Below are 14,742 nucleotides of genomic sequence, written 5' to 3'. Positions count from 1 at the left end.
GCACGCACTCCCGAACGACAGCGGGTCGGACCGGCGCGGTGCCGCGGGAACCGACAGACCCCGGTCCCGGGCACCGCACGCGCTCCTTTGCCGCAGCCTTTGCGGGGGTGCGGACCTTGTGCGTGGTATTCATTCAAACGCAGATCAGGCTCAATTACGTTCGCGAACTGGATGCTCGCGCCTCCGAGGGCTCAGTTGGAAAATGCCTTCGAGAAAGGAGCGACCAGGGTCACCGGATTTCACCGCGCAATGGGGAACAGAATTGGCACACCGTACGCAGCGGGTGCTGCAATGGAAGGCATTAAAATGCTTCGCGAATTCACGAAATCTCGCCGATGTCATCTTCTGTGCCGGATGCGGTCCAGTTGCTCGCTCGTCCGTGCCGAGTCGGCACAGATCCATCTAGCCTCCTGCAATTGTTTGTGAATTTTCCGTTTTCCTACACCCCGTGCTGCGGCCTAGAGTGGCACTTGCCTTTCGAAGGGTGAGCCAGGTTCTTTGAACACAAGGAACTTGGAAAAATGCAAAGACACCACCGGTTTGTAACCTATGTCACGCCCCTGATCGCCGAATGGATCAGGAAACAAGCAGACGAGCGCAGGGTCAGCGCGAGTATCGTTGTTTGCGATTGCATCTTCGATGCCTGGCAGCGCGCGACCGAAGCTGACCTGAGGACTCCGGCGACCGATCCGGTCCGCCAGAACATCTTCATCACGGTCGCATTGGATGCGCTGCTTACGCATCATCCCGACACTACCTTGCGTGATAAAACCGTCGCTGCCTACCAGCGCCGGCTGGAGCGCCTCGGTATCGTTGCACCCCGACCCATGGGAGGCGACGATGAAGCATAATCTCGTCAACTTCACCCGCGGCAGCCAGCTTCTGGGGCATTTCGGCTTCATGTTTGCTGCGGGCCTCAAGGGGCCCTTGGTCGTGACACTCCTGGTCGTTCTCGGGCTGGTCTATTGGGACGTAAGCAGCGCGCTAGATGACTATCAGGTCTACCTCCTGTGGATGCATGCCTATGCCTCTGGCTATGCCTTCATGGAGTTCGATCCAGACAAGCTTGTGAACCTCAAGCTGGCCGATGGGAGCCTCGTCGCATTTCCCATTTCCGTGGTGACCGATTACCCGCCGATGCGCGAAGCGGTCGCGCTTTTCCAGAGCGCGGTCATCAGCGCTTTGTGGCTTGCAGGGTTCATTCTTGCGCCGCTCTTCGCGCTTTTCTGGTGGGTTGCCGAACGCTTCGGCGAGAAGTCGAAACAGAAGAAGCATGTGCGCGGGGCGGAGCTTGCTACCTTGCGTGAACTTGACCGGGAGATTGCCGCGCACAACCGCAATGCCCGTGCCCGCGAGTATGGCGATGCGCTGGGCTGGCGCTGGCGTCTGGCCGGGTCGGCTTCGCTGCGGGATGCGGGCTTCTATTCTCCAGCGCATCTGGCAGGGGTCAGCTGGCCTTGGCGCCTCGAGCAGAGCCACGCGATGCTTGTTGGCACAACCGGGACAGGCAAGACCGTCGTCCTAACCGAGCTTACCAGGGAGATCCGTGAACGGGGCGAACGTGCGGTCATTTTCGATCTTACCGGGGCCTTTGTCGAAACCTTCTACGATCCCAAACGCGACATCATTCTCAACCCGCTCGACGCGCGTTGCCCCGCATGGAGCGTGTTCAACGATTGCTCCACGCGTGCCGAATTCCATGCCGCAGCGGAGTCGCTCGTCCCGCATGATGGGGGCGGTGCCGAACAGTTCTGGGTGCTCGCCGCGCGCACGCTGTTCGTCGAGACCTGTCTCAAGCTCGCCGAAGCAGGGCGGGGCACCAACGCCGCGCTTGCCCATGAACTGATGAACGCCGATCTCTCCGATCTGCACCGCCTGGTCGAAGATACCATGGCCGGTCCCATCAGCACGCCGAGCGCGGCGCGCATGGCGGAATCGGTCCGGGCAGTGTTCAATGTCAATGCCAAGGCGCTCCAGATGCTGCCCGAAGACGGGAAGCCCTTTTCGGTCCGCGCGTGGATCAACGGGGCAGGTGATCCGGGCTCGATCCTGTTCCTGTCTGCCCGCTACATCGACATGAGCGTGCTCTCGCAATTGCTCACGCTGTGGCTCGACACCGCGATCAATACGCTGATGGCGGGCCAGCGCTCGCGGGACATCAGGCTCTGGTTCCTGATCGACGAACTGGGCGCCCTGCATCGTCTCCCTTCACTCGAAAAGGGCCTCCAGACCGCGCGCAATTTCGGGGGCGCGATCGTCACCGGGATTCATGCCTTTGCCAAGCTCGAGGATGTCTACGGTGAGAACATGGCGATGACCCTGTCCTCACTTGCCCGCACCAAGCTTATCCTTGGTACCGCAGATCGCGAGACCGCCACCTGGTGTTCCGATATCATCGGCCACCGCGAGGTTCGCGAGATGGAGGAAGGATACAGCTATGGCTACAACAATGCGCGTGATGCGGTCAGCCTGACGCCCCGCCGCCAGGTCGTCCCGCTGCTGCTTCCCGACGAGCTGATGAAGCTCAAGAACCTTCATGGCTTCATCAAGTTTCCCGAAGGATTTCCGGCGGCACCCGTGGTTCTCGAACCGCGCAACTGGCCTCGGGTAGCCGAAGGCTTCATTCCCCGCGATATGCCGAAGCCACCGCCGCAGACCCGGCACGCTGATGATAAAGATGGAGCAGGGGGCGGTGCCGGAGCAGCCTCTGAAACAGGCGACAATGATGGCGATCCTCGCCGGATGAGGGACGCGCACGATCGCTCCGACAGCGCTGAAAAGAAAGCCGACAAGGAAGACAAAAAGGAACTGCGCCGGACCCGTCGCAGCAACAAGGGCGATCAGGCTCGACCGGACCAGACAAGGAAGCGTCGCGATCCGAATGCGCGAGGGAAAAGGGCGACATCGGACCCTCAGCGGCCGGCTCAATCCGAACTTCCTCTGGCTTCGAAAGCTGAGGAGCACCGCGGCATGGAGCAACGGGCTGTGCCTTCCGCCAGGTCCGATATTCCCGATCCCGCAGCGCATCAGCGAGCACAGGTCGCGCGCGGCAAGGCCGACCAGAGGCTCCAGGAAGAGCAGCAGAAGTCGCTTCTTGGCGGTGCAGCGAAGCAGGGCCGCGATGCCGATCAGGGGCAGGACCATGGTCACGATTACGGGGACTTCGATCCGGATATGTGACGCTCAACCGGGGAGGGGACGAGGGCCAAGAGAAAGTGATCCCAGCCCATGCTTTCCGTCGCCAATGTCCGCTCGCCATCGGCGGCGGCAAGCTACTTCGCTTCGGACAATTACTACGCGAGCGCCGATGCCGACCGCTCGGGCCGGTGGGTTGGCGAGGGTGCAAGGCGCCTTGGTCTCGACGGCAAGGTCGAGACCGCAGTGTTCGACGCGCTGCTGCGCGGAGAGCTGCCCGACGGCAGCAGTGTCGGCAATCCCGGGCAGGCACACCGCCCAGGTACAGACCTCACCTTCTCCGTTCCCAAGAGCTGGTCGCTGCTGGCGCTCGTCGGGAAGGACGAGCGGATCATCCCTGCCTATCGCGAAGCCGTCCTCGAAGCGCTGCACTGGGCTGAGAAGAATGCGGCCGAGACCCGGATGGTGGAGAAAGGCAAGATCGTAACGCAGGCCACCGGAAACCTTGCGATCGGCCTGTTCCAGCACGACACCAACCGCAACCAGGAGCCGAACCTCCATTTCCATGCGGTGATCGCCAATGTCACGCAAGGCAAGGACGGGAAGTGGCGTACGCTCAAGAACGACCGGCTCTGGCAGCTCAACACCACGCTCAATTCTATCGCGATGGCGCGCTTTCGCGTCGCGGTCGAGAAGCTTGGCTATGAGCCGGGACCGACCCTCAAGCATGGCAATTTCGAGGCGCGCGGTATCACCCGCGAACAGGTCATGGCGTTCTCGAGCCGCCGCCAGGAAGTACTCGATGCACGGCGCGGTTCTGGTCTTGAAGCGGGCCGCATTGCCGCGCTCGATACGCGCGCGAGCAAGGACGGGATCGAGGACCGCGAGGCCCTCGGCATGCAATGGAGCGAAACCGCGAAATCGATCGGGTTGGACCTCGCGCCCTTGGTCGAGCGGGCGCAGACCCGCACACTGAAACAGTCGATCGAAACTGGCAGGTTCGGTTCGCTTGCCGAGCGCGGGCGCGCATGGCTGGGACGTTTCGCCGCGCATGTCAGGGGCGATCCGGCCGATCCGTTCGTGCCCAAATCGGTCCTCAGGCAGGGCCGTGAGACGATCGCAGCTGCGCAGGCCGTCGCTTCGGCGGTGCGTCATCTTTCGCAGCGCGAGGCTGCCTTCGAGCGCACCGCGCTCTACAAGGCTGCGCTCGATTTCGGGTTGCCAGCGACGATTGCCGATATTGAAAGACGGACCCGCGCCTTGGTGCGCTCCGGCGACCTGATAGCGGGCAAGGGAGACCACAGGGGCTGGCTCGCCTCGCGTGACGCGGTGCTGACCGAGCAAAGGATCATGTCCGAGGTTGCCGCCGGCAAGGGTGCGAGCTCATCTGCAGTTGAGCCGGGAAGCGCTACTGATCGTGTCCAGACCGCTGCAATGGCAGGGCAGGGGTTCCGCCTCAACGAGGGCCAGCTCGGAGCGGCGAAGCTGATCCTGACGTCAGAGGATCGAACGATCGCGGTCCAGGGAATTGCCGGTGCCGGCAAGAGCAGCGTTCTGAAGCCAGTCGCCGAGGTGCTGCGCGACGAGGGCCACCCGGTCATTGGCCTCGCGATCCAGAACACGCTCGTCCAGATGCTCGAACGCGACACCGGCATCGGCTCGCAGACGCTGGCACGCTTTCTTGGTGGCTGGAACAAGCTGCTCGACGATCCCGGCAACGCGGCGCTGCGTTTGGAGGCCAAGGCGGCGCTGAAGGACCATGTGCTCGTGCTCGACGAGGCTTCGATGGTCTCGAACGAGGACAAGGAAAAGCTCGTCCGCCTTGCCAATCTTGCTGGCGTTCACCGCCTGGTCCTGATGGGGGACCGCAAGCAGCTCGGCGCAGTCGATGCGGGCAAACCCTTCGCGCTGCTGCAGCGGACGGGCATGGCGAGCGCTGAAATGGCGACCAACCTGCGCGCCCGCGATCCAGTCATCCGCGAGGCGCAGGCGGCAGCACAGGCGGGTGATGTACGCACGGCGCTGCGTCACCTGCAGCCGCACACGGTCGAGGCCAAGGGCGATGGCGCGCTGGTCGCTGCTGATACCTGGTTGGCGCTCGACAAGGACGACCGCGCGCGGACATCGATCTACGCCTCGGGCCGCGCCATCCGCTCTGCGGTCAATGCTGCCGTCCAGCAGGGACTTCTCGCCAATGGCGAGATCGGACCGGGCAAGGCCGAGCTTGGAGTGCTCGATCGCGTCAACACGACCCGCGAAGAACTGCGACATCTGTCAGCCTACCAGCCTGGCCGGGTGCTCGAGGTCTCGAGAAAGCAACAGGCCCTGGGACTGTCAGCGGGCGAGTATCGTGTCCTGGGACAGGACCGGAAGGGCAGGCAGGTCGAAGTCGCGGACAAGCGCGGCAAGCGGTTCCGGTTCGATCCCGCGCGGATCAGGGCAGGGAAGGGCGACCAGAATCTGACCTTGCATGAGCCGAGGAAGCTAGAAATCCATGAAGGCGACCGGATCCGATGGACCCGCAACGATCATCGCCGCGGCCTCTTCAATGCCGACCAGGCCAGGGTGGTTGCCATTGCCGGTGGGAAGATCACATTCGAAGCTTCCAAGGGAGACCAGGTCGAGCTCAAAAAGGACGATCCGATGCTGAAGCGGATCGATCTTGCCTATGCGCTCAACGCCCACATGGCGCAGGGTCTGACATCCGATCGCGGCATAGCCGTCATGGACAGCCGCGAGCGCAACCTGTCGAACCAGAAGACCTTCCTGGTGACGATCACGAGGCTTCGCGATCACCTGACGCTGGTTGTCGACAGTTCGGACAAGCTCGGAGCGGCCGTCGCACGCAACAAAGGCGAGAAGGCATCGGCCCTCGAGGTCACCGCACAGTTGACCCCGACAGAAAAGAAAATCGGCGAACTTGATCAGCTGAAACCGGAAGAGGCCAACAAGGCCGAAAAGGAACTCGCTCGAAGCAAGAGCAAGACACTGGATTTCGGGATTTGAAGGGCCGCTTTGCGACCCAATCTTCAGACGTGTTGGTCCGGCAGTTGGTCCAGGTGGTGCTTACGCGCGAACGATCGGATTTCGGAACCGCTCTCAGATCGCAAGAGTCTTGCGATGCCTCTCAATCGCGCTTCGCACGTCATCGGGGAAGGGCAGGTGTCCGCTTTCGTTGCTCCAGGCGTCGTCGAACTGTGCAACGACATCCTTCGCTGTCGCGGTGATCAATTTGGCAGGCAGCCTTGCCTTGTCGGCGATCGTCTCGAGTTCGTCATAGGTGTAGGATGCCCACTCGCGCGAGCTATGAAATTTGAGTGCAGCATCGTCGCCTGGGATATAGGCGAGCGTCGAAAGCAGGTCATAGGCAGGTGCCAGCAGCGCGTTGCGCCGGTCCGGATAAATCAACGACCAGTTCTTGAGATGCATGTCGCCATTGCCGATCAGCACCGAGTAGGTGAGCCGGCGGACGAATTCGATCACGCTTTGCTCGTCGGTCTCGATCGCCAGCACGCTGAGGATCTGGCGGTAGCTCGCATTCTCGTATTTATCGTCTGCAAAGACACCGAACACCTGGGCGAAGTCTTCGGTGTGCACTGGTCCTTCTTCCCCCCGGTCGAAGCGCCGGATGGCAAAAGCGGATTTACCGTAGCGTGTGATACCTTCGGGTATGCCATCAATCTGATCGAGGGGCACAAGGTCGATTTCAGGTACGTCGATCCCGATCTTTGCTGCCAGTTTCATCGCTGCGAATTCAGCCTCGGGCACGTCCGGATGTCTCGCAGAGGGGAGCTTGACGATCCAGTCGCCGCCGCTGCCTGTGACTGGGATCGTCAGTCCGCCATTCTTGCCCTGGGCTTTGATAGCCGAGAATTTGAGTTGCACGCCGGCAAGCGAGAAGCGCAGCGCGCGCTCTGCCTGCTTCCCCGCCGCTTCTTCATCTAGCTCGTCGGCCTCCGTTTCCTCGGCATCGACGGCGAGGGCGCGCACTGCGCCGGGAAGATCGTGCCCGAGCTGTGCGAGAAGGTGGTATTCGCGCACGGCTTTCACGCCGGCGCGGCGGGCCAGGTAGTCGCGAAGCGTTCCTTCAGGAAGGAGGTTGGAGAAGAACGGCTCGATCTTCGTTCGATAGCTACGTGGCTCTGCGATGATCTCGCCATTCGCGTCCTTGTAGGCGAGCGAAAGCGTCGGCCGATCCTGGTCGGCAAGGTAGACATCGTCGAATGTGAAGATGCTCGCATCTCCATCGAGGCGCGCAATCGTTCCAACGCGCGTCTCACCCAGAAAGATATCGAGAGCCGCTGCGTCGATCATGTGGCGTCGTCCTCAAGCCGGTAAGCAGGTAGTTTGCGGGCACTATCTCGATCGATTGCGTGGACCTGCAGGTTTCTGACGTGTTTGAGGGCACGTGTGGATGCCGCGATCTGTTGGGCGAGTTTCTTCGTTCCCTTTTGCTGCTCAAGCGCCCAGCCGAGATCCTGGAGATGCTTTTTCAGATGAGCGACGGGCTGCAAGGCTTGCTGGATGGCCTTGAGCGTTTCGGGAGTGAAATTAATGGTCTGGATATCTTTCAGGGCGCTTTGAAGCTCATTCACCTCGGTGACGCTCGGATAGCTCTCCCGTACTCGCTCGGCGAACCGGTTGGTTTCGGCAATAGTTGCGAGCGTTCGGCTTGTCTCGCTTCTTTCGCGCTGTGATCGCAAAACGCCTTCGATCGCCGGTACGGTCTTTCGAGGCACAAGCTTCAGCTCGAGGTCGAGCGCGCGCGCTATTTCGACAAGGCTTGAAATCTGTAGGTCTACACTCCCGCCTTCGATTTTGGAGATATGGCTTTGAGGCAAGCCTACCCGTTCACCCAGCTGTTTCTGGGTAAAGCCTTTTGCTATCCGTGCCGCTTTGATGCTTGCGGCGATGTCCTCGATTGTCGTGCTCATAAATATGTTTCTACATATGCTGGCCTACGTCTATATGTTTTAGCATATACCATGATCGTTGAGAAAGGCAATAGAGATATGCAATGGCATATATACACTACCCATGATAGGCCATTGCATATCATGGGTAGTGTTTGCCGCGCATAAAGCGTGAGCAGTCGTCACTTCAAAGAACCTTTGCCGGTCCTTCAGACGACAGAGCTTTCGCCCAGAAATCTGCCGATAAGTCAGGAAGGCCAACGGCGGCAATGCGCCCTAGTTTTGGCCATGGCGATCCCAGATCTTAGTTCCCAATAGCGGACATTCTTCGTGGCCATTCCGGCCAAGGAGAATGAAAATGACCTATTCACAATTCGACCCAGCTGCACAGAACCGAGTACCTTGGAATTTCGGCGCAAAGATTGGCCCCAAACGCCCATTCAATCAGAAACAGATCTGGGCCATTCGCTTCTTCCTAGATCGCGAAGAGCGCATCAGAGACCGGGCGCTGTTCGACTTGGCAATCGACAGCAAGCTGCGTGGTTGCGATCTGGTTGAGTTGAAAATCGGCGACTTGGTGAGCGGTCCCGAAATCAGGAAACGAGCGATGATCACGCAGCGCAAGACTGGTCGGCCTGTTCAGTTCGAGATTGCGACAGACGCACGTGCAAGTCTATTCGCGTGGCTGGAGCTCAGAGGAGGTGACGTTGAGGACTTCGTCTTTCCGAGCCGAGTTGATGCCACTCGCCACTTGAGCACGCGGCATTATGCTCGACTGGTTGACGAGTGGGTAAAAGGGATTGGCCTCCGAACTGAGGAGTATGGAACTCATTCGCTTCGCCGCACAAAGGCCTCGATCATTTACAAGGCCACAGGCAACATAAGGGCGATCCAAATTCTATTGGGTCATTCCAAGATCGAAAACACCGTTCGATATCTAGGCGTTGACATTGAGGACGCTCTCACGCTCGCTGAAAAGACCGAGATCTGACCGCTATGGGACGCCAGTCTCGCTTGGACTGGCGTCCGCTCCGCCGCGAAAAAGCAGACGGCTCTGATCGCTATTGCCAGCCTTTGTCTAGCGATAGGTGTAGGGATTCAGCGCGACTATCTCATGAAGCAGATCAGTCGGGAAGATCATCCCAGATCGCTCCTTCCTATGCGCCAGAATTGGAACGGATGAACGAGAATTTCGCAAGTTTTGTACGTAGCTTACTTACGCCGCCCCTCAAGTCCGCCGAGGCCGCATATGCTGCAGGAACGACGAGCAATGTGAGGAAAGTCGAGGTCGTTAAACCTCCGATGATGATGAAGCCCATTGCGTTGCGCCATTCGGCGGCGTCGGATTGGGCTAGTGCTACAGGTAGCATTCCGAAGACCGCTGCCAGCGCTGTCATCAATACGGGCCGCAAGCGCTCCGGGGCGGCGCTGCGCATCGCAGCACCAGCCTCGTCGCCTCGGTCGCGATATTGATTGGCAAGATCGACCAACAGGATACCGTTTTTCATCACAATACCCATGAGTGCAATCATTCCGATCTGCGCGAACAGGCTCATCTCTTCACCCGTTGCCCACATCAGGAAATAAGCACCGGAGAATGATAGCGGCGCGGTCAGCATGATAATTATCGGCTGGCCAAAGCTGTTAAACTGGCTCGCTAGCACAATGTAGAGCGCCACGAGCGCCAGCCCGAAGGCAAAGATGATGGCCTCACCCGTTTCGGCCAAGCGGCGGGCGGTACCTTCCATTTGGGTGGCCAATCCAGCGGGCGGCGGGTTCGCTGCTAGCAAATCTTCAACCTCTAAAACGGCGACGCTTAAAGGCACACCGGGTGCTGTGTTTGCCAATACTGAAATCTGGCGAGATCGATCGATTCGTTCTATTTCTGCAGCGCTCTGATTCACTTCAACCGTGGCCACCGAAGCAAGGTCTACCAGCGTCCCTTGCCCAGTTCGCAATGGCAGTGTTTCGACATCGGAAAGGTTCTGCCGCGCGCTCTCATCAAGACGGACCCGCACATCATACCGACGCTCTTGATCGTTAAATGTGCCAGCATCACTGCCGCCGATCAGGGTGCGAGACGCAGCAGCCAAACTGCGTGCGGAGATGCCCAAATCCGCCGCGCGGTCGCGGTCGACCACAATTTGCAATTCGGGACGCCCACCTTCGTAAGTTGATCGCACGTCAACAAAATTGGATTGGGTCGACAGTTCGCCTGCTAACAATTGCGCATAGTCGTTGATTGCGGCTGAATCCCGTCCGGTGATGATTAATTCAATGGCGGTCTGTCCAACACCTGCCCCTGATACCCAAGGGACCTCCCCGATGGCAATTTCGCGCGCGCTTGGCACATTTTCGCCAAGCGCATCGCGTGCGAATGTCATTAGATCATCCTGTGACAGATCGCGGGAGCGCTTGTGCGTGAGCCCGACATAGATATCGAGTTCGTGCACCTTCGGGTTGCTCCCGCTGCCTGCACTCACGAATACGAGGTCAATCTCCGGATGCTCTCGTAAGGCTTCATCGACTTGTCTTGCAGCTTCCTTCGCGCCCGAAATACCAGTTCCGAGCGGCAATTTAACCGTTGTAAGAAATTCAGACCGGTCAGTGGTCGACATAAAGGTGCTGGGGACTTGGGAGGCGAATAGGCCGCCGACAAACACGCTTGCGAGCGCGCCTCCGAGTACCAGATAACGGCGGTCAATCGCCCATCCCACCAAGTGTTCATAGCGTTTGCGCATCCCGACATGGAAACTCTCGATCCTGCCTAGCCAGCCACTATCGGCATGTTCAGGTCGCAGCAGCCGAGCCGACATGGCTGGTGTCAGCGTTAAGGCGACCAACATCGACACGCTGACCGAGAAGACGATTGAAAGTCCGTATTGGAAGAAGAAGCGCCCGACGATCCCTTCCATGAAAGCGATTGGTACAAATACCGCCAGTGTTGCGAATGTTCCGGCCAAGACTGCCAGCGCCACGCGTTTGGTTGCCGAGTGCGCCGCCTCGGTGGCCTCAATTCCTTCATCGACATCATTTTGCACGGCCTCAACCACAACAATCGCATCATCGACCAGCAGGCCAATCGCGACCGTCAGCGCCAGCAGTGTGATCATGTTGATGGTAAAATCGAACATCGCAAATGCGACAAAGGTCGCAACGATTGAAGTTGGAATGGCGAGAAGCACAATGATCGTCGCACGCCAACTCAGCAGAAATAGGAAGGTCACTGCCACAACCAGCAGAACTGCGATAAACAGATCGAACAGTACGTCCCCAATTGCCTGTTCGATAAACCGCGAGGTGTCCCGCGCGATTACAAAGTTCACGCCTTCGGATGCGGTGGCTTCAATATTCTCGATTTCTGCGCGTATCTGTTCGGCGACGGCGACCGTGTTCTCGCCGCTTTGCTTGCGCACTTCGAGCACCACGCCAAGTTCACCGTCGAGCTGAGCGTAGCTATCTTCGTCTTCGACCGAGTCTTCTACCCGCCCGATATCGCCAATCCGCACCGTTTGCCCATTGGGCCGATAAGCGACCGGGATCGCTGCAAACTCTGCCGCATTCGCCGCCTCGGCCAATGTGCGAATGCCGAATTGCCGAGTCCGACCATCGGTTACCAGCCGTCCGCCCGGCAGCTCTGCGTTCTCGCGCTGGATCGCAGACAGCACATCATCCGCTGTGACCCCGCGGGCTCGCATTGCTGATGCGTCAAGCCATATACGCATTTCGCGTTCGCGCCCACCGACAAGTTCAACCGAACCGACACCGGGAACCCGCTGCAAACGCTCTTTGACCACTTCGTCGGCGAAAGTGGTTAGATCACGGATTGGCAAGTCGCCCGAGAGCAGCACCGAAAGAATCGGCGCTGCATCAGGATCAACTTTTTCAATTACCGGTGGCTCGGCATCAGCGGGCAGATCACCTCCCAGCCGGGATATCTTGTCGCGAACTTCCTGCGCCTTCAGGTCTGCGTCTTCCTCCAGCTCGAACTCTAGATTGACGATGCTGACACCTTCGGCGCTGATGGATCGCATCTGTTTGAGGCCGGATATGGTGTTGAGCTGCTCCTCAATAATATCGGTGACTTCAGTCTCGACTGTTCCCGGAGAAGCACCGGGCAGAGTGGTGGTAACGGATACGTAGGGAAACTCGACCTCAGGGAAGAGATCAACGCCAAGACGGCCAAAAGAGACAATGCCAAGCACGACAAGCGATGCAATCAGCATCGTCGCAAAGACCGGTCGCCGGATTGATACGTCGGCTAACCACATATTAGGTTTCGCTTGGCGTGCGGCGCGGCTTGACTGGAGCGCCTACACGCAATGTGGCCGGAGGATTGAGTATGACCTCGTCTCCCTCGTTCAACCCCGACTGGACGCGAACTCTGTCAAGATCGATACTCTCGTAGGTTACCTGGCGGCGCTGCGCCTTGCCGTCTTCGACCACCAATACAATAGCGGATGCATTGTCGCCTTGAATGGCGGTGCCCGGCAGGATGATCGCCGGTTCGGGAGAAACTTCAATCAAAGCACGTGCGGCCAACCCCGAGCTAATCCGATAATTCGGGTTGCGGATCGGGAGCCTCAGCTCGACCATTCGGCTTTCCGGATCGACGCGGTCATTGATGATGTAAACGATGCTATCGAACGGCTCATCAAACCCTTCGATAAACACGCGAGCAGGCATATTTCGACGGAAAGAATCCACGTATTCCTGCGGGGTATTGACGATAGCGGCGACTGTTCCGAGCTCTTGCAGTTCAAGCGCTGCCGACTGTCCTCCCATCGAAAAACGATTGTTGAGATAGACGCCTTCATCCACCAACCGAGCGGTCACGACACCGTCATAGGGTGCGCGTGTGATCGTGTCGCTAAGCGCCTGCCGTGCCGTTCCAAGAACGGCTTCGGCTTGGGCCTTCTGCGCGCGCGCGACAGCCAGCTCGGTTTCGGCAGCGTCGACTTGCGCCTTAGAGACGAACCCCCTTGGAGCCAGCGCCATCACCCGGTCATATCGACGCTCTGCCTCAATCGCCTGTGCCTCGTTCAGATCAACCGCTGCCTGCGCCTCTGCGACCCGGCGTTGATAATCAGCCTGTCGAATTCGGAAGAGCGGCTGCCCGCGCGTTACCCTGTCGCCGACTTTGACGAATATCCGTTCGACAGGCCCCTCGGCCAATGCACCAATTGCGCTGCGCTGCTTTGCCGCGATGGTACCAAACGCCTTTACCGGCTCTGCCAAGAGTTCAGGCTTTACGATGATCGTTTCGACTTGGCGCGGCTCTGATTGCGCCGGTTCGATTACATCGACAGTTTCCGAGCTGTCCGAACACGCTGCCAGAGCGAGCGCGCAAATGGCCAGCCAAAACAGGGCTCCGCGCCTCAGCATGTATAGGCACCCCGGCCACTTGCTACGAGCTTGCCCGCAGGGCCAGTAATGTTTGTCTCTGCAACGGATATCTGCCGCCCAATCTTCACAATGCGCCCCGTCGCCGTGAGCGGCCCTGATGTGGCAGGACGATGATAATCGACCCTTAGATCGGCGGTCGCTTTGACCTTCGTCCCCATCGCAAGGAGTGTGTAAAGTCCGGTAAGATCGATAAGAGCCGCCAGAACGCCCCCGTGAGCAGCGCCTAACATGGGGTTGGAAACAATCTCATTGCGCCATGGCATTAGGAGCTGAAGCTGATCGGCTGAATGCGACTTGATCTCGACGCCCAGCCATTGGTGGAAGGGCGCGATGCGCAACATCTCTTCCAGCTGTTCGCGCTCGATAAGGGCTGGCTCCTTGGTCATGTAGCCTTTTCCTTCGTGCCATGATGGCGTTTCAGAAAGCCGACAATCGCCGCCGAAAATGCATCGTTGGAATCCCCGACCACCATGTGCGTTGCACCGGCAATGTCTGTGTATTCGGCATGGGGAACCATTTTTCTTAGGTGCGTGACTGACTCCTCAGAGACGAGGTCGCTCGATCCCCCGCGAACGAGATGCAGCGGGAGCGACAGATTTGCCGCCGCCTTACTCAACCCTTCAAACTGTCTTTCTTGATGCTCTGGGTCCAATCGCTTTTCGCTCATTATGTTGCGGATAAATTGGGGGTCCCAATGCCAATAAAAGCGTCCATCGGCCTTTTGCCGCAAATAGTGTTTGAGGTTTCCTCCAGCCCCGCGCTTCTGGCGATGCGGCATGTAGCTGGCGATAATTTCTGCCGCTTCTTCTGGGGAAGCAAACCCGCGATCAATATGCTTCTCCATAAAGCCGACCACACGCATGACCCCGCTTGGCTCCATCCGCGGTGCTATGTCGACAAGAGTGAGTGAAGCGAAGCTGCCCGAAGCAAGTTCACCCTCGGCAATCATTCCTGCAAGCCCGCCAAGCGATGCACCCACGACCGCAGGCTTGCGATCAAGCTGCGACGTTACCGCAACGAGGTCAGACGCGAAATCGCGCAGGTCATAGGAGCCGTCTTCGGACCACGCACTGTCACCATGACCGCGCAAATCAAGCGCAATGACGCGGAAGCCAGCCGAGGTGAGCTCACCGGTGACACGTTTCCAAGCGCGGCGGGTTTGTCCACCGCCATGCGCAAGCAAGACCGGGGGAGCACTTTCGTCTCCAGAGACCTCGGCGGCGAGCTTGATCGCTTCATGGCCTCTGATGGTTTGCGCGTTGTCTGACATATCCGTCAGTTGCTACAT

10 protein-coding genes are annotated in these 14,742 nt (G+C 59.1%); 4 read left to right on the top strand and 6 right to left on the bottom strand.

What is annotated here, in order from left to right:
- Positions 1-521: 521 nt before the first annotated feature.
- Genes AB1K62_RS04500 through mobF form a run of 3 tightly spaced genes read left to right on the top strand, consistent with a single transcriptional unit; the run spans position 522 to position 6,141 of the window.
- Positions 522-851 carry a hypothetical protein gene (locus AB1K62_RS04500; RefSeq protein ID WP_152434326.1) on the top strand — a complete coding sequence of 110 codons (330 nt, stop codon included), beginning with the start codon at positions 522-524 and terminating at the stop codon, positions 849-851.
- Positions 841-3,180: a type IV secretion system DNA-binding domain-containing protein gene (locus AB1K62_RS04495; RefSeq protein WP_367001567.1), complete on the top strand. Its 2,340-nt coding sequence runs from the start codon at positions 841-843 to the stop codon at positions 3,178-3,180. The genes AB1K62_RS04500 and AB1K62_RS04495 overlap by 11 nt, the downstream gene beginning before the upstream one ends.
- Before the next feature lie 48 nt (positions 3,181-3,228).
- Positions 3,229-6,141: a MobF family relaxase gene (gene mobF / locus AB1K62_RS04490; RefSeq protein WP_367001565.1), complete on the top strand. Its 2,913-nt coding sequence runs from the start codon at positions 3,229-3,231 to the stop codon at positions 6,139-6,141.
- Positions 6,142-6,234: 93 nt separating this feature from the next.
- Here mobF and AB1K62_RS04485 read toward each other — a convergent pair whose 3' ends face one another.
- Positions 6,235-7,449, bottom strand: a complete 1,215-nt coding sequence (locus tag AB1K62_RS04485) for a type II toxin-antitoxin system HipA family toxin (protein WP_367001563.1) — start codon at positions 7,447-7,449, stop codon at positions 6,235-6,237.
- Entirely contained in the window at positions 7,446-8,069 is a 624-nt protein-coding gene (locus AB1K62_RS04480; protein ID WP_367001561.1) for a helix-turn-helix transcriptional regulator, read from the bottom strand. Before AB1K62_RS04480 ends, AB1K62_RS04485 begins: the two co-directional genes overlap by 4 nt.
- 337 nt (positions 8,070-8,406) lie before the next feature.
- On the opposite strand from AB1K62_RS04480, the gene AB1K62_RS04475 reads away from it, so the two are divergent.
- Positions 8,407-9,039 carry a tyrosine-type recombinase/integrase gene (locus AB1K62_RS04475; RefSeq protein ID WP_367001559.1) on the top strand — a complete coding sequence of 211 codons (633 nt, stop codon included), beginning with the start codon at positions 8,407-8,409 and terminating at the stop codon, positions 9,037-9,039.
- 166 nt (positions 9,040-9,205) lie between these two features.
- Here AB1K62_RS04475 and AB1K62_RS04470 read toward each other — a convergent pair whose 3' ends face one another.
- The 4 genes from AB1K62_RS04470 to AB1K62_RS04455 are packed head-to-tail and all read right to left on the bottom strand — an operon-like array spanning position 9,206 to position 14,724.
- Positions 9,206-12,319 carry an efflux RND transporter permease subunit gene (locus AB1K62_RS04470; RefSeq protein WP_367001558.1) on the bottom strand — a complete coding sequence of 1,038 codons (3,114 nt, stop codon included), beginning with the start codon at positions 12,317-12,319 and terminating at the stop codon, positions 9,206-9,208.
- A gap of 1 nt (position 12,320) precedes the next feature.
- Positions 12,321-13,433 carry an efflux RND transporter periplasmic adaptor subunit gene (locus AB1K62_RS04465; protein WP_367001555.1) on the bottom strand — a complete coding sequence of 371 codons (1,113 nt, stop codon included), beginning with the start codon at positions 13,431-13,433 and terminating at the stop codon, positions 12,321-12,323.
- Complete coding sequence (locus AB1K62_RS04460; protein ID WP_367001553.1) at positions 13,427-13,840, bottom strand: hotdog fold thioesterase; 414 nt, start codon at positions 13,838-13,840, stop codon at positions 13,427-13,429. The genes AB1K62_RS04465 and AB1K62_RS04460 overlap by 7 nt, the downstream gene beginning before the upstream one ends.
- The gene (locus AB1K62_RS04455; RefSeq protein ID WP_367001551.1) at positions 13,837-14,724 is read right to left on the bottom strand and encodes an alpha/beta hydrolase; all 888 of its coding nucleotides are present in this window, start codon (positions 14,722-14,724) and stop codon (positions 13,837-13,839) included. Before AB1K62_RS04455 ends, AB1K62_RS04460 begins: the two co-directional genes overlap by 4 nt.
- Positions 14,725-14,742 lie beyond the last annotated feature (18 nt).

Source organism: Parasphingorhabdus sp. JC815, from assembly GCF_040717415.1.
In the GTDB taxonomy this organism is placed as follows: domain Bacteria; phylum Pseudomonadota; class Alphaproteobacteria; order Sphingomonadales; family Sphingomonadaceae; genus Parasphingorhabdus.
The sequence above is the reverse complement of the archived record's forward strand: the minus strand, read 5'-3'. Positions and strand labels throughout refer to the sequence as shown.